This is a genomic window from Sphingobium sp. Ant17 (genome assembly GCF_000588875.1).
Lineage (GTDB): Bacteria > Pseudomonadota > Alphaproteobacteria > Sphingomonadales > Sphingomonadaceae > Sphingobium.
Genome location: NZ_JEMV01000019.1, coordinates 64,698 through 79,723, shown reverse-complemented (window position 1 = coordinate 79,723; position 15,026 = coordinate 64,698). Strand labels below are relative to the sequence as shown.

Sequence of the window (15,026 nt, the reverse complement as noted above, 5' to 3'; positions counted from 1 at the left end):
GCGCGCGCCGAGGCCGCCTGAGCACGCGCCTGGACGATTGTCGCCTGCTGTTCAGCGATCTGCGAACGGCTCGTCTCGACCGCAGCTTTCGCTGTGTCGATCTGGCTGGTGATCTGCTCGCTTTGGGCTAGATATTCGCGAGGGTCCAGTTCTGCCAACTGCTGCCCTTTGCGGACCGCTTGGTTCGCGCTGACAAACACGCGCTCGACATATCCGGCAACTTTCGGGGCCACCACGACAGAGTCCGCCGCCACATAAGCGTTGTCGGTTTTCTGCATGAACTTGCCGCGGTTCTGATGGTCAAAATACCATACCAACCCTGCTCCCACGATCGCGATCGCGACAACCAACAGCGCCAGCCGAACCCGTACCGACTTGAGCGGGCCGGCGGGCCGCTCGCCGACATCGTCATGGTCGCCTGAACCGATTGTGGGATCTTCCACCATTCTATTCCCGATCAACTATCGATTCAAAGAGCCGGGGGCCTTGCCACGGCGGCCAGACTTCGGCAATACCACATTATATGGAACCTCACCAATCGGGTATACGTGGGATCGCAACCACCTTCGGCTGGACCTGGTACAGGATGCGGCGGCTGATCGACGCCTATCTTGCCTGTCAGGGTGCATCGATGGCCCAACTAAAACTGCTCGCGTATCTCGCGGAACAACCGCGCCGCTCCACCGACATTGCGAGCTTTTTCGATCAGGCGCCCCGCACTGTCACCCAGGCGATCGACGCGCTCGAACAAAATGGTCTCGTGTCACGATCGCCTGCTCCGGACGATCGCCGGTCCAAACTGGTGCAGATCACAGACGCCGGCCGGGCCACGTTGGGACTGGCCATGCCGCTCTACGACGACATCGTGGGGCAGACCTTCGGAAGCCTGACAGCGGATGAACTCGAGGGCCTCGACGCGGCGATCAAGCATTTGAACCGGCTCGTCGACCATCTGGAGACGAAGGCCAGCGTTCCCGAGACCCAAGTTCCCGCCCCGAAAAGCCGGGCGCATGATTGATCGAGCTCCTACCGATGAAGCCGATACGACTGCTCTAAAAGAAAGGGAGCGGTTCGCACAGATTCTCGTCCTGTTCGGGCGGCACGGTCTCAAGGGGCTGGCCGCTCGGCTGGGTCTGGGGGTGGGGGGGGACGAGCCGCTTGAAGATACCCGGCCGGAAGCGATTGTCGCGCTTTTGCGGGATATCGGTCCTGTCGCGGTCAAATTCGGACAGATCCTCGCGATGCGGAGCGACCTTCTGGAGCCGGCATGGGTCGATGCCCTTTCAAAACTGCAGGACCGCGTTCCTCCGCTTCCATTTGCGGCCGTGCAGCCGCTGATCGAGGAGGCGATCGGCGGGCCGATCGAAACGAGTTTCAGCCACTTCGACACCGAAGCGATCGCGGCGGGCTCGATCGCTCAGGCCCATGCGGCGACGCTGCTCGACGGGCGAGACGTTATCGTCAAGATTCGCCGCCCAGGCATCGAGCGGATCGTCGATGCCGATCTTCGGCTCTTGCGACGACTGGCCCGGGTCGCGGAGCGCCGCATCCCCGAGATTGCGAGACTGAAGCCGGACGAGCTACTGCGTCACTTCGCCGAGAGCCTCGACCGGGAAATGGACCTCAGCGCAGAAGCGCGCGCCAGCGACGCAATCGGTGACTATCTCAAGGACTACGGGGTTCGAACCGCGCGCTTCGATTGGGAGCTTTCGGGTAGGCGAGTGAACATCCAGGAGCGGCTCCGCGGATTTCCCGCAAGCGATCTGGACGCGGCACGCCGAAGCGATCTCGATCTGGCTGCGCTTGCCCGCACCTATGCGCAGGCGATCCTGCGCATGATCATCATAAACGGTCACTTCCACGCCGATCCGCATCCCGGCAACGTCTTCTTCCTTGAAGACGGGACGCTTGGCCTGATCGATTTCGGCGCTGTGGGCACCCTCCTGCCGAGACGCCGGGAGGAACTCGTTCGGCTTGGCCTCGCGATCGCTTCGGAGGACACCGGCGGTATCGTCGATATTCTCATGCTCTGGGCCGGTGATCCGGACGTGGACCGGGTCCGGCTCGAAGAGGCAATGGCCGAACTGATCGACCGCTTCAGCAACGTCCTGCTCGATCAGATTGACCTCGCCGACATTTTTCAGATGGTATTCGCGATTCTGCGCGACTTTCATCTCGCGCTTCCACCGGACCTTGCCCTGGTGCTCCGGACCTTGCTGACCGCCGAGGGGTTCGTCCGGCGCATCGATCCGGCATTCGACATTGCTCGAGAGCTTGCTCCGATAGCAAAGGAAATGATGCGGGAGCGGGCTAGCCCTGCCCGGCTGCGCGGCGAGGCAGGCAAGCTGCTCGCAGCGCTCGGACGAGTGGTTCTGTCAACGCCGAACCTCGTCGGACAGATCGAGAAGATTGCGCGAACCGGCTCGATCACCGTCAGTATCGCGCCCAAGGACCTTGAGCGTTTACGCGGAAGAGAGCGTGCCGGCAGGGTTACTCCGCAGCTCTATCCTGCCACCCTCGCGATCTGCGCGGCGATAGTGTTTTCCTCGCAGCCTCTCCTGGCGGGACTGTTGGCTCTCGGCGCTGTTGCACTGGCCGTTTTAGAAGGTGTGAGGCGGCGATGAGCGCGGCGCACGCAGAGCCGACCGCGAAGCATCGCTCCTGGCGCGACGGGCCTCGGGATTCCTAGCTCCCGATGGAAACGCATTCAAACTGGTTGAAGGTAAGCCTGATCGTGGGCATGCTCATGATCACTGCGATCGGATTCGCTTTATGGCTTCTCCAGGAGAGCGATGCCAAGGGGCCGACGTACGAGATTCGATTTGAACAATCTGTCGATGGCCTGCAACCAGGGTCAGCCGTGAACCTTCTCGGTGTTTCCATCGGCCGCGTAACTGAGATCCAGGTTCAGCCCAGGAATCAAGATTTCATCACCGTCCGGTTCGCGCTGACCAGTGACACGATTCTTCATCGCGGTGTGACAGCGTCGATCGAACGATCGTTATTTGATGGATCGGCAAAACTGAGCCTGAGCGGCGACAACAATCGCGACCCAGTGCTCGCGGCGCGAGAGGGGCAGCCGTTCCCGATCGTACCGGCAAAAGGCGGCGGACTCTCCCCGCGCCCGCGGGCGAAGCTTCTGAAACAAGCGATGCGAACGTATACCGAAACTGGAAAAGATCTGGTTCGAGAATAATCGGATGAATACGTCGCAGCCTGGACACTTCGGTCCCAATCGCGTCACGCCGGACCAAGGCCACATAATTGATCCAGTCTGAGAAGGGCACCGAGCACCATGCGTGAAATCCCGTCCGATATCGTACAGACGTGGGCGCCAGATCCTGCATGCCTGCCCGATTGGTTTGTCGGCGCGCTATCCGTGCCGCGGGAGGAGGGCTTCGTCGAGGTTTCTGGTGTGAGAATGCATTACTTCCGCTGGGGAGATCGTTCCGCGCCTCCTTTATTGATGACCCATGGCTTTCTCTCTCATGCACGGTGCCTGGCGTTCGTCGCGCCTTACCTCGCTGAAAATTACCATGTGATCGCCTACGACCATTCAGGAATGGGGGACAGCGACGTTCGCGAGAATTGTGACATGGTCGCGCGAGGACGGGAGATGATCGGGGTCGCGGAGGCCCTTGGACTTTTTCGCCATGAGCACAAGCCGATCATCGTCGCACACAGCTTTGGCGCGGCAGTCGCGCTCAAGGCGATCACCCTGGCGCCGGATGCCTTTGCCGGCACGGTGATCTGCGATCTGATGGTGCTGCGTCCGTCCAGCTTTGACGCCGTTTGGGGGGGCGGCCGCACCGGCCCGGGATCGGGCGACCCCGATCGCCCGCATAAGCGTTACCCCGATTACGCAAGTGCCCGCGAGCGGTATGTTCTATCTCCGCCACAGCCCGTTGGTCAGGCGTTCCTGATGGATTACATGGCCTACCACTCACTTCGACGCGAAGGCGAAGCGTGGACCTGGAAGTTTTCGCCGTCGGTGTTCAAGCGAGATAATGTGCCGAGCGAATGGCTTGAAATGGGCCAAACGCTGGTCGAGGCGCCAGGCCGCAAGGCAATAGTACACGGCGAGCAAAGCCTGCTTTTTACTAGTGATTCCAGTGATTACGTCCGCGAACTCGGCGGCATCAACATTCCGATTATCGCTGTACCCGAAGCACGGCATCATCTGATGCTCGATCAGCCGCTGGCGTTCGTCGCCGCCTTGCGCGCGCTGCTTGCCGGTTGGAGCATCGAGCAAGATTAGTTAGTCCGGTTAGCAGGGGAATCGGGTGAAGGCATCAAGCGGCGATGAGACCTGCGAGGAAGTCATCGTCCCATGCGACGATTTTGCGTCGCGATCGAAGCGAATCGCTGGTGTTGGGCAGTCGCAGGAGATTGGTCGCGATGTGCTTGATGGTGGTGAAATTGGCGGGAGCGTTGTCGGTTCTGACGCGGCATTCGTCATCACGGAACACCATATCCAAAACCCAGTGCAGGCTGTTTTCGAGTAACTGCTCACGGGGTTGTCCTGCGGCAGGGTGATCAGGCGACAGCGAAGTTTCCATCGACGAGGTCACGGATGGCGGCGAGTGCGGATTGCCCAGAGAGGCGCGCGGTGCCGGTGACGGAGCGATATCCGGCATGGACCTGTGCTCCCCAGTCCGATCGGAAGCCGTTGGTGACCTTGCGGAACACGACCGATGGGCGGATCTCGCGTTCGGAGATATTGTTGGTCGCGGGCACGTCGCGGTTGGTGAGGAAGACGAAGAACTTGGCGCGCCAGGCCTTGATCTGTCGGAGCAGGAGCTGGCCGGCGGGATGCGCGACGGGTGCGCGCATCAACCGGGTCAACTGGTCGTCGGCCTTGGCGGCATAGGCGGCCAGCGTCGTGTCCTTGAGGCTGCTTCGTCGCTTGCCGACCCGGATCGCCCATCTGAGGTGATCGCGGATTTTCGGAGCGAAGATCGTGTCGCCACAGTCGATGGCGTATTGAACGTCGCGCAGCACATGAGCGAGGCAGACCTGGTGTTCGCGGCCCAGCTCCTGCTGGCCAGCGTAACGGTCGGAGATCCAGACATCAGGCTGGTGACCGCCCAGCACCTCTTCGGCGACGCTGCGCGCCCGGCGCGGGGCGATCCTGTGCAGGACCGCGTCCTTCGAGAGGAACACCCATTGCCAATGGATGACGCCGTTGGTGCGCGTGGTCGTCTCGTCCGAGGCGATGATCCGCGCCGTCAGCAGCTTGTCGCGGATCGCCCTGGTTGCCGCCGACATACCGGCCTCCATGCGCCGGAAGATGTTGGCGATCGCACCTTCGGATATGACCAGACCGAACAACTCGCGGGCGATCCGGGCAAGGCGCTCGAAGCCGACATGATGGCTGTGATGCAAATAGGCCAGCAGCGAGCGGATACCGGGGCCGAACGGCGTACCCGGCTCCATGCCCGCTGGCGCCGGGGCACGATAGCGCAACCCACATCCCCGGCAGCGGCCGCCAAACAACTCGATGCGTGTCACAATCGGCCGGATCGGCGGTAGGTCGATATGATCATAGCGATGGCGGCATCGCTGGGTCTGGCCCGCGATGTCAGTCCCGCAATGGCAACACGTTGCCGCCATCACCCGCTCGGTCTTGTCCGGCGCTTCCGCCAGTGGGCGATGCTTGCCAGCGCGCGAAGGCCGCTTGCCGGCCCTGGCCTTGCCCCGCTTGCCGCCGCCCTTGCCAAAATCGTCCTTCGAGGGCGGAATATGCGAATTGGATGACGTCTTGCGCGGCTTGCCCACCAACGCCTCAAGCTCGGAAATCCGCGCCGCCATCCGCTCAATCATCTCGTGCTGCGCAAGCAGCAGTTCGTTCTTCTCTGCGTCACTCAGGACATGAAGCGGGGGTGGCGCCATCCGCAGGGTGAATCAGTCCAATCCGCTCAGCGCAAGCCTTTTTTGCCACCCTCGTGAGCAGTTACGTTTTCGACGGCCCAATGGCTGCGGACGATCGGCCCGAGTTTGTCGGCCGGCAGGTTCAGGGAACTGATATAGAAGCGGGTTTCGCGCTCTATCTTGCTGCCGGTTTCACGGATGCTTTCGATAATGACGATGGTCTTCAATCCGGGCCATTTGTGGCGCTCTTGTAGCCAGATGATGTCGTGGATGACCGTGGCGACCCGGGTCTCGATCCGGCCGTGATCGCCATCGACCGTCTCATGGCGGCTTATTTTGGTGTCGGCAAAATTCCTGGTTTTCTGCTCGGCGGCGAACAGCCTGACGTCGTCGTGAAGCGCGCTTTGATTGCCTTTGAGCGCGAGGACATAGTCGGCCTTCTGATCGATGATCTGCCGCGTGATGGCGCGCTGGCAGCCCATCGCATCAATGGTGATGATCGCACCCTCGATCTCCAGCATCTCCAAAAGCCGGGGGATGGCGACAATCTCGTTAGCCTTGTCGGCGACCTTGACCTGACCCAGCACCAATCGTTGGCGCGCGGCAAAGGCCGATACCATGTGGATCGCTGCCTTCGCACCCTTGGATCGCCGCACCGTCTTGCCGTCGATGGCAATCACCTCTGATGCCATGCCGGTCAGTGACGATACCCAGGCGACAAAACAGTGCTGAAACGCATCGGCATCGAGGGTCGCCAGTATGTCGCCGAGATGATCATGGGACGGCGTGCCACCCGCAAACGACCGAAACCGGCGTAGGAACGCCAGCTTGCGAGCTCCAAAATTGGCGATGTCCGTGATCGTCTCCGCCCCCGACAACACCGCCAGCAGGCACAGCAGAAGAACCTCGGTTAGCGGATAACGCACTTTGCCCGGCTGTCGCGCGTCGGGAAGATCCTCAAAATACCCCAGAAATAGACCCGCTTCCGCGAAAGCCCCTTCATCCACCCGTCCGCTCGCCATCCTCCCTGCCGCTCCTCCTGTAGAAAGGAGCCCCACTGATTCAGCACATCAGCGCTTTGTCACGAACTTCTTCACCCGATTGCCCTGGTCCGGTTAGGGTCAATACTGTTCACTTAAGATAATCTTTGCTATGGTATTTGCTATGATAGTAGCCGGTGCTAGGCATCGGGAGGCATTGGCATGGCACGGACAGTAGCAGAACTTCCTTCGGGTCGCAGACATCAGGCGGCGCATGATGCGCTGACCGCCGAAATCCTCGACGAGGTAATTACTTATATGGGGAGGAGTTATCCGGGATAGCATTATGGCGGCATTTCGTAAATCCTGATCATTGGCTGGATCCAAGGAGAGAACCCGTTGCATGACGCGACTCGATACCGAGCCTGATCCAACTTATATACGGTCGCTGCTCGAGGCAGCATCGCCAGCATTCCGCATTCGGCGGACTTGGGTTCATCGACGAGACCAATCTCAGCGAGCGGCTTTTCAGGCCCTGTAATTACGCGGTTCGTCATCCGAGCATCCACCCAGGGCTCGAAGCCGTGGGAGAATTCCAAAAAGGGCGTACGGAGCGCTACGCGGTGGTCAATTCGGCGCCCTCGATGATCACGCCAGCGCTGACATATTTCCATAGAGCCACGAGCAACTTGCGGGCGAGCGCGACGATTGTCGATGACGTGACCGGCAACATCCTTTGTGGCTACGACAAATTTCGACATCTTCTCGCCGTTCCCCGGCGCCAGGGACGTGACCAACCATTTCGATTGCGAGAGTTCCAGCGAGATAAAAATCGCGGTAAGCTCGGTGCGAACAGCGGACGGCGCTTGGGAACGATGAGCTGCAACCGGCATGTCGATCTCCAGAGTGAGTTTTTTAGCGAGACCAGTCTGGCAGAGCGCCGCTCGCTGTTTGACCTCCTCATGGAATCTATGCGAAGCTCTACGAACCTGGCGCGGATGGGAGCCCGCGTTTCCGGGAAGCAGCCTGCTTTGCCCATTGGCGACGCGATTTCCACGACATCTGGACGTCCCAAAAATCCGAGATCGCACACGAGGCGCTCGAGCGTATCGGGCAGCTCTATGACATCGAGCGCGAGATCGCCGGCAAGTCTGCCTATAGCCCCACATCATCGTGCTGGCCCACTCAGGTCGAGCGCTTCTTCGCCCTGCTGACCGAAAAGAGGATCAAAACGAGGGGCCGATAGCTCCAGGAGGGCGCTAATCGAGGACATCGAAAGCTTCATCGACAACACATCCAATCGACAAAGCTGCAAGCTCGCCTGTCGTCTCTTGGCTCAGTTGGTTTATCCACTCACCCCCATCGCTAGTGCTTTTTGCAGCGCGACGAACTGTGTCGTCAGGGCCATCCGGGCCTGAATCTGTAGATCCGCAGCCGCCAACTGATCGTTTTCGGCGGCAAGCGCGGCAAGCGCGGACGACCGCCCTGCACGCCAGGATTGCTGGGCGAGGCCAGCGCTGTGGTCCGCCAGCAGAGAGTTGCGCGTCTGCATCGCGAATGCCTTGCGCGCCTCGCCGAATCTGTTGAGTGAACTTTCCGCATCCTGAAGGGCCACGAGCACGGCGGCGCGATACGCTGCCGCCGCCTCATCGCGACCGGCGACGGCCTGCAACACGCCCGCCCGCCCGCGTCCAAAATCGGCAAGGTTCCATTGGATCGTCGGACCGGCGAGCGACCAGAGATTGTCGGCACTCGCAATATCGCCCTTCATGCGCTGCCAAGACCGACCACGCCTGCCAGGCTGACCTTGGGCATCCGCGCGGCTTCCGCCACGCCAATCCCGGCATTGGCGGCATGCAGGTGCTGCTCGGCCGCCCGGATATCGGGCCTGCGGGCGAGCATGGCGGTGGGATCGCCGACCGGGACGGCGGCGGGGGGAAGCGGAACCGGGCCCGTGCCATCGAGCATGGCATCGAGCGCGCCAGGGGCTTCTCCCAGCAGCACGGCTATCGCGTCCTTGCGATCGTTCCGGTCCGCTTCCAGAGCCGCGATGGCTTGCCGCCGGACTTCCACGGTGCGATCGGCCTGATCGCGCTCGATGCGCGACAGCTTGCCCGCGCCTTCAAGCTGCGCCGTGAGGTTCGCGATCTTCTGCTGGTTGGCAAGCAGACGGCGCGCGAGGTCCAGACGTTGTCGGCTGGCGCGCAGGGCAAGATATTGGCGCGCGATCTCCGCAGTCAGGCTGAGGCGGGTATTCTCCGCATCGGCCTGCGCGGCCTCGAATTGCGCGCGCGTGGCCTCGATATTCCGCCGCGCTCCACCGAATAGATCGATTTCCCAAAGGGCGTCGAAGCCTGCGAGGAAGAGCGACGAGGACTTGGCCTCTCCACCCGTCACCAATCTCGATGCCTGGATATTCCCGGCCCCTGCCCCGGTGCCGACACCCGGCGCCAATGCCGCGCGCGAGCTTCGCAGATGGGCCCGCGCCTGCCGGACACGCGCTTCGGCGATATCGATCGCCGGGTTGGAGGACAGCGCCCGCCCGATCAGTTGATCGAGCAGCGGATCGTTCAATTCCCGCCACCATGGCGTCAGTTGCGGCGTGGCGGGCATCGAAACCTGATCCGTCCGCAAGAAGGAATTGCCCATCGAGGCGGGGGGTGGCGGTGCACCTTTGTAATTCGGCCCCATCATACATCCGCCGAGTGTGGGCAACAGCAGGAGCGGAGGGACAAAGACAAGCGCACGCATCGACAGTATCTCCGGTTCAGGGCCGTAGCGACGCAAGCTTGCTGGACAGCCACGGACGAATCACTTACTAACCGACTTAACGGTCGTTCAACAAGTGAGCATTCCATGTCCGACATGCGGTCCCAATTACTCGAAACCGCCGCCCGGCTTTTCGCCGAGCGCGGCTACGAAGCCGTGTCGATGCGCAATATCGCCAGACTGGTCGGGGTGACCCAGGCGAACCTCTATTATCACTTCCGGGACAAGGCCGACCTGATCGAGGCCACCCTCGCCTCGGTGTTCGAGGCTTGCGCCCGCGATCTGGATGCGTGGCTGGCCCAGCACCCGTCGAACCAGCTCGAGGCTTTTGTGCGATGGTTCGTCCGGAGGCTGATGACCGACCGGATATTCGCCCGCCTGCTGTATCGAGAACTGCTGGATGGAGACGAAGCCCGCATCGCCACCCTTTCACGCACGGTACTTCGGCAACCATTCCAATCGATCGTCGCTGCAGTGGAGCAAGGCAGAACGGACATATCTGCCAAGGAGGTCGCGTTGTCGCTGGTTGGCTTCGCGCTTGGACAGGTCCTGATCCTGCCCCTCGCCCCCGGCCTGACCGGAGACAGCGAGAGGTCCGAATCCGTGGATCAGGTGGCCTCTCAACTTCTCGCCCTGATCCAGTCCGCTTCGGTGGTTGGCTGACATGGAGCGCAAGCACCGTGTGGCGAAGGCGATCGCCCTGTCGTTTCCTATCCTTCTCGCAAGCTGCGGCGGTGGGGACCAGACATCGCAATCGGCGGAACCTCCCGCCGTCAACCTGCCCGTGACGACTGCATCCCTGACGACATCCATGGACGGAACTGCCGCGAGCGGCACGGTCGAATCCGATGATCGCGTGCAACTCGTGGCCCGCGCCTCGGGCACTATCCGGGCACCCGACCTTTATGACGGCCAGCCCGTCAGGCGCGGGCAAATCCTGGCGACCATCGACGCGCGGCAGGCCGAGGCCGCTGTTCGGCGCGCCAGCGCCGCGCTGGATGCGGCGCTGGCCGAACAACGCAATGCGCATGGGGATGTCACGCGCGATGCACCGCTCGCCCAAAGCGGTGCCTTGGCGATGGATGCCTATCGCAAAGAACAGCTTCGAGACAGCGCGGCCGCCGCCGGAGTCACCCAGGCACAGGCGGCACTCACCGCTGCCCAGGTGGACCTCGCCTACACCTCGGTTGCCAGCCCTTTCGACGGTTTCGTCGTTTCCCGGCAAATCCGCGACGGAGACATGGTGATGCCAGGATCGCCGCTGGTGACGGTGGAGAGCCGTGGCCAATTGGTGTTCCGCTTTGCCGCGCCCCAGGCCAGTCTCGGGATGTTCGTGCCGGGAGCGGCGACTCCCGTGCTGCTCGACGGGCGCGAAGATCGCCCCGTAACCGGCAAGGTCCGGGGCGTCGTCCCCTCCGCGGACCCGGCTACCCGCCGCTACACGGTAGAGATCGTTCTTCCCGCCGATAGCGGAATCATGCCGGGCATGTTCGGTCGCGTCCGGCTCCCATCGGCGACGAATCACGGGGTCAGCGGAGATACCGTCGCGGTGCCTGCCGCCGCGATCACCGGCCGCGGCGGGCTGACCGGGGTTTTCGTGGTGGGCCAGGACAAGCGTCTCACCTTCCGCTGGGTGCGGCCGGGTGACCGGCTGGGCGATCGGGTCACCGTAACCTCCGGCCTGTCGGCTGGTGAACGCATCCTCGCCCGTGTCGATCGGACCGTTCGGGACGGCGCACGCCTCGCCGGCGGAGCCACGCGATGACCGAGGCGCCGCTCAATTTAGCGGGCCGCCTTGCCAGGACATTCATCACCTCCAAGCTGACGACCGTCTTCCTGCTGGCCGCGCTGCTGCTCGGCGCGCTCGCCGTGTTGCTGACCCCGCGCGAGGAAAATCCCCAGATCGTGGTGCCCGGTGCGATGGTCACGGTCGCCCTGCCCGGCGCCACCGCCGAAGAGGTGGACCGGCTGGTGGTGGCACCGCTTGAAGGCGTGCTCAGCGAGATGACCGGGCTCGACCACAGTTACGGCACTGCCCAACCCGGCCTCGGCACGGTGCAGGTGCAGTTCAAGGTCGGCCAGCCGCCCGAGGATTCGCTGGTCAAGCTCTACAACCGGGTGATCGCCAACCGCGGCAGGCTTCCCGCCGATGCGGCTATCCCACTGATCCAGGCGGTCGATGCCGACGATGTGCCCATCGTTACCGTGACCCTCGCTTCCTCCGCCTATGACGACTTCGGCCTCAAGCGATTGGCGGATTCGATGGCTGAGCGCCTGCGCAGCACGCCGGGCGTTTCGGTGGTTTCCGTCTATGGCGGGCGCAACCGAGAGATTGATGTCGCGCTCGATCCGGTCCGATTGCAGTCCTTCTCGATCTCGCTCGCCGAGGCACGCGGAGCGCTGGGCGCCTCCGATGTGGGCCTCAACCTCTCTGGGCCGGCACGGGCGGGCCGACTGGAACGACTGCGCTACTCCGGCGAGCTGGGATCGGTGGCGGCGGTACGCGATCTCGTGATCGGGGTGCGCAATGGCCGCACGATCAAGATCGGAGATGTCGCAACCATCTCCGACGGCCCGCATGTCGAAATCACGCGCCTCAGCCGTTTCGGATTTGCGGCGGGCGACCCGCGCGCCAAGCTCGGTGAAGGCGAAATGCCCGCCGTCACCATCGCCATTGCAAAGAAGAAGGGTGAGAATGCGGTCACCGTGTCCGAAGCCGTGGCCAATCGGGTCGCGCGGATGCAGGCCAGCTTCATCCCGCGCGCGGTCCATGTCGTAACCACCCGCGACGACGGCCAGAAAGCCGACGAGGCCGTCAACGCGCTGATGGAGCATCTGGCGATCGCGCTGATTACCGTCAGCTTCATCATGCTGTTGTTCCTCGGCTGGCGCGAGGCGCTGATCGTGTCCGTCACCGTTCCGGTCATCTTCTCGATCACGCTCGGAGCGGACCTGCTCGGCGGGGTGACGATCAACCGCATCACCCTGTTCGCGCTTATCCTGGCGCTGGGCCTGCTCGTCGATGCCTCGATCGTCGTGATCGAGAACATCCACCGCCACTACCATCACGAGCGCTCCGACGCTTCGCAGGAGGATGTGACCGTCCTTGCCACCAACGAGATCGGCGGCGCCACCAATCTCGCGACATTTGCCGTGATGCTGGTGTTCGCGGCCCTGCTGCTCGTGACCGGCATGGCGGGCGATTATTTCTATCCCATCGCCTATAATGTGCCGATCGCGATGCTCGCGTCGATCATTGTCGCCTATATCGTCACGCCCTGGGCAGCGAACCGCTGGGTCAAGCGACCTGCCTCTACCGGCGGCATATTGGATGATGGAAGCGCGGAAGAGGCCGGTGCTCATGCGGAGCGCAAGCCCGACAAGTTGCGGGACGCCTATCTCTGGCTGATCCGACCGCTTCAGGAGCACTCAAAGGCACGTCGTGCCCTGATGATCGGCGCGGTCGTTGCCCTGCTCCTTTCGATCGCGCAAGGCGGCTGGCAGTTCATCCGCCCGGCGGGCGTCGGCGGGCCGGTGCCGCCGCTTGGGGTTGCCATGGGCTTCCTTCCCAAGGACAACAAGAACACCTTCAACATCGTGATCACCATGGCCGAAGCCAGCCCCGTCGAGAATACGGCCCGGATGGTTCACGAGATCGACGGCCTGCTTGCCGCCAATCCGCTGGTGGTGAACTACCAGAACTGGATCGGCCAGGCTGGGGTCCCGGATTTCAATGGATTGATGCAGGGAACGGCGGCTCGCACAGGTGAGAATGTCGCCGAAATCCGCGTCAACCTCCTGGACAAGCACCAGCGTTCGGAAAGCTCGATCACGTTCGTCCGCGAATTGCGTCTGAAGATCGAAGCCATTCGGACCCGCTATCCGGGCGCCCGGGTGAGACTGGTCGAGGATCCGCCGGGGCCACCGGTGCGTGCCACGGTGCTCGCCGAATTGCACGGCGAAGATCTCGTGGGCTTGCGCCGGCTGGCGAAGCAGGTGGAAGCCGAGTTCGCCAACACATATGACATGGTCGATATCTCGAACAGCGAGCCTACCGACGTGTCGCAATGGCGCTTTGTTCCTGACCGCGAGAAAGCAGCGCTCTCCGGCGTGTCAGCTGCCGATATCGCCGAGGTTCTGGGACTTGTCTATGATGGCCAGGTGGTCGGGCGTGCCCATATCGATCCAGAGCGCAACCCCGTTCCGATCCGCGCCTATGTGCCGCGCGCGGATCAGCCCGCCCCCGCACGGCTCGAAGGCCTCTACGTGACCAGCAGGGACGGCCGCCAGATACCGCTGGCCGAATTGGTCCGGCGCACACCATCGACCGCCGACAAGCCGGTCCAGCGCAAGGACAATGAGCGCGTGATCTTCATCGGAGGAGAACTTGCGCAGAGCGTGCCGGTCTATGCGGTGCTCGATCTCAACCGGCGCTTGTCGAGATTGCGCACCCCGGACGGGCAGCCGCTCGCCACCGGCAATCTCAGCCTCAGCGAAAAGGCACCTGACATCATCGACGGCTACCAACTGCTATGGAGCGGCGAAATGCGGATGACGCTCGATATCTACCGCGACATGCTGATGGCGCTCGGGGCGGCGCTGACGGCGATCTATTTCCTACTGGTTGCTTATTATCGCTCGTTCCTCACCCCGCTGATTGCCATGTCCGCAGTGCCTCTGGGGGTCATCGGCATCTTTCCGGGCCACTGGCTGCTGAAAACCGACTTTTCGGCGACCTCCATCGTGGGCATCATCGCACTGTCCGGCGTGGTGATCCGCAACTCGCTGCTCATCATCGACTTCATCCAGGATAACCAGAAACATGGCATGCCGCTGGCGGAGGCGGCGCGGATGGCCGGCGCGGTCCGCCTGCGGCCGATCCTGCTCACCACGCTTGCCATCGTGCTGGGCTCGGCGATCATGATCCCCGATCCCGTGTTCGGCGGCCTTGCGATCTCGCTGATCTTTGGCACGCTCGTCTCGACCGTGCTCACTGTCTTCGTGGTGCCGATCCTCTATGAGCGCCTCATGCGCGCATGAGGCTTCCGTCCCATGCCGCGGCCCTAGGAAAGACGTTTGCGACGCAGGCTGACGAGCACGAGGATCGCCGCGCGCCGGATCCCGGTAGCGGGGCTTCCAATTCGGCTTACGTCGCGTGGTCGATATGTTCCAGCAGCGCCGCTGGCGGCGCATGGTCCGGCCTTCTCGCAAGATTGCGATAATGCCACGCGGCCTCTTCAAGGATGGAATCCGCTTCGATCCGGGCGTCTTTGGGACGACTTGATCTCAGCCCGGCCAGTTCGGCGGGCGAAAGGCCGGCCCTGAGATCGCGCAGTGCTCAGCCGTTGGCGGGCTGTCGAATGCCCCGCGCGTCGTGAGGAGGGCGAGCCGATGGCCCACCCAGCC

The 15,026-nt window shown here is 62.7% G+C and carries 13 protein-coding genes and 2 pseudogenes; 8 read left to right on the top strand and 7 right to left on the bottom strand.

Annotated features, from left to right (window positions below; translation table 11 throughout):
* The coding region (locus BF95_RS10695) for a biotin/lipoyl-binding protein (RefSeq protein ID WP_043151362.1) at positions 1–446 on the bottom strand (446 nt) is incomplete at its 3' end.
* A gap of 140 nt (positions 447–586) precedes the next feature.
* On the opposite strand from BF95_RS10695, the gene BF95_RS10690 reads away from it, so the two are divergent.
* The 4 genes from BF95_RS10690 to BF95_RS10675 all read left to right on the top strand — a co-directional run bounded on the left by BF95_RS10690 (position 587) and on the right by BF95_RS10675 (position 4,258).
* Positions 587–1,018, top strand: a complete 432-nt coding sequence (locus BF95_RS10690) for a MarR family winged helix-turn-helix transcriptional regulator (RefSeq protein ID WP_051519962.1) — start codon at positions 587–589, stop codon at positions 1,016–1,018.
* On the top strand, positions 1,011–2,624 hold the full coding sequence (locus tag BF95_RS10685; protein ID WP_043151360.1) for an ABC1 kinase family protein: 1,614 nt from the start codon (positions 1,011–1,013) through the stop codon (positions 2,622–2,624). Before BF95_RS10690 ends, BF95_RS10685 begins: the two co-directional genes overlap by 8 nt.
* Positions 2,625–2,695: 71 nt before the next feature.
* Entirely contained in the window at positions 2,696–3,196 is a 501-nt protein-coding gene (locus BF95_RS10680; protein WP_033964358.1) for an MlaD family protein, read from the top strand.
* Between the two features lie 99 nt (positions 3,197–3,295).
* Positions 3,296–4,258 carry an alpha/beta fold hydrolase gene (locus BF95_RS10675; RefSeq protein ID WP_033964357.1) on the top strand — a complete coding sequence of 321 codons (963 nt, stop codon included), beginning with the start codon at positions 3,296–3,298 and terminating at the stop codon, positions 4,256–4,258.
* Between the two features lie 34 nt (positions 4,259–4,292).
* Here the strand turns inward: BF95_RS10675 and BF95_RS29040 are convergent.
* The 4 genes and pseudogenes from BF95_RS29040 to BF95_RS31000 form a co-directional block, all read right to left on the bottom strand.
* Positions 4,293–4,502, bottom strand: a pseudogene (locus BF95_RS29040) (transposase); the annotation flags it as partial.
* A gap of 34 nt (positions 4,503–4,536) precedes the next feature.
* Complete coding sequence (gene tnpC, locus BF95_RS10665; RefSeq protein ID WP_043151357.1) at positions 4,537–5,892, bottom strand: IS66 family transposase; 1,356 nt, start codon at positions 5,890–5,892, stop codon at positions 4,537–4,539.
* A gap of 26 nt (positions 5,893–5,918) precedes the next feature.
* Positions 5,919–6,893, bottom strand: coding sequence for an ISAs1 family transposase (locus BF95_RS10660; RefSeq protein ID WP_200866937.1), 975 nt, complete (start codon positions 6,891–6,893; stop codon positions 5,919–5,921).
* 686 nt (positions 6,894–7,579) lie between these two features.
* Positions 7,580–7,744, bottom strand: a pseudogene (locus tag BF95_RS31000) (IS110 family transposase); the annotation flags it as partial.
* Positions 7,745–7,818: 74 nt separating this feature from the next.
* On the opposite strand from BF95_RS31000, the gene BF95_RS30995 reads away from it, so the two are divergent.
* Positions 7,819–8,097 carry an IS66 family transposase gene (locus BF95_RS30995; protein ID WP_443018357.1) on the top strand — a complete coding sequence of 93 codons (279 nt, stop codon included), beginning with the start codon at positions 7,819–7,821 and terminating at the stop codon, positions 8,095–8,097.
* 99 nt (positions 8,098–8,196) lie between these two features.
* On the opposite strand, the gene BF95_RS25605 is transcribed toward BF95_RS30995, so the two are convergent.
* Positions 8,197–8,622, bottom strand: coding sequence for a TolC family protein (locus tag BF95_RS25605; RefSeq protein WP_051519961.1), 426 nt, complete (start codon positions 8,620–8,622; stop codon positions 8,197–8,199).
* On the bottom strand, positions 8,619–9,602 hold the full coding sequence (locus BF95_RS25600) for an efflux transporter outer membrane subunit (RefSeq protein WP_081764123.1): 984 nt from the start codon (positions 9,600–9,602) through the stop codon (positions 8,619–8,621). Before BF95_RS25600 ends, BF95_RS25605 begins: the two co-directional genes overlap by 4 nt.
* A gap of 105 nt (positions 9,603–9,707) precedes the next feature.
* On the opposite strand from BF95_RS25600, the gene BF95_RS10640 reads away from it, so the two are divergent.
* Genes BF95_RS10640 through BF95_RS10630 form a run of 3 tightly spaced genes read left to right on the top strand, consistent with a single transcriptional unit; the run spans position 9,708 to position 14,660 of the window.
* Complete coding sequence (locus BF95_RS10640) at positions 9,708–10,283, top strand: TetR/AcrR family transcriptional regulator (protein WP_025549970.1); 576 nt, start codon at positions 9,708–9,710, stop codon at positions 10,281–10,283.
* A 1-nt stretch (position 10,284) separates the two neighbouring features.
* Complete coding sequence (locus BF95_RS10635; protein WP_051519959.1) at positions 10,285–11,385, top strand: efflux RND transporter periplasmic adaptor subunit; 1,101 nt, start codon at positions 10,285–10,287, stop codon at positions 11,383–11,385.
* The gene (locus tag BF95_RS10630; RefSeq protein WP_043151354.1) at positions 11,382–14,660 is read left to right on the top strand and encodes an efflux RND transporter permease subunit; all 3,279 of its coding nucleotides are present in this window, start codon (positions 11,382–11,384) and stop codon (positions 14,658–14,660) included. The genes BF95_RS10635 and BF95_RS10630 overlap by 4 nt, the downstream gene beginning before the upstream one ends.
* Positions 14,661–15,026 lie beyond the last annotated feature (366 nt).

Coding starts and splice junctions, on each gene's coding strand:
- BF95_RS10690 (WP_051519962.1), top strand. CDS start 587: ATGCGGCGGCTGATCGACGCCTATCTTGCCTGTCAGGGTGCATCGATG.
- BF95_RS10685 (WP_043151360.1), top strand. CDS start 1,011: ATGATTGATCGAGCTCCTACCGATGAAGCCGATACGACTGCTCTAAAA.
- BF95_RS10680 (WP_033964358.1), top strand. CDS start 2,696: ATGGAAACGCATTCAAACTGGTTGAAGGTAAGCCTGATCGTGGGCATG.
- BF95_RS10675 (WP_033964357.1), top strand. CDS start 3,296: ATGCGTGAAATCCCGTCCGATATCGTACAGACGTGGGCGCCAGATCCT.
- tnpC (WP_043151357.1), bottom strand. CDS start 5,892: ATGGCGCCACCCCCGCTTCATGTCCTGAGTGACGCAGAGAAGAACGAA.
- BF95_RS10660 (WP_200866937.1), bottom strand. CDS start 6,893: ATGGCGAGCGGACGGGTGGATGAAGGGGCTTTCGCGGAAGCGGGTCTA.
- BF95_RS25605 (WP_051519961.1), bottom strand. CDS start 8,622: ATGAAGGGCGATATTGCGAGTGCCGACAATCTCTGGTCGCTCGCCGGT.
- BF95_RS25600 (WP_081764123.1), bottom strand. CDS start 9,602: ATGCGTGCGCTTGTCTTTGTCCCTCCGCTCCTGCTGTTGCCCACACTC.
- BF95_RS10640 (WP_025549970.1), top strand. CDS start 9,708: ATGTCCGACATGCGGTCCCAATTACTCGAAACCGCCGCCCGGCTTTTC.
- BF95_RS10635 (WP_051519959.1), top strand. CDS start 10,285: ATGGAGCGCAAGCACCGTGTGGCGAAGGCGATCGCCCTGTCGTTTCCT.
- BF95_RS10630 (WP_043151354.1), top strand. CDS start 11,382: ATGACCGAGGCGCCGCTCAATTTAGCGGGCCGCCTTGCCAGGACATTC.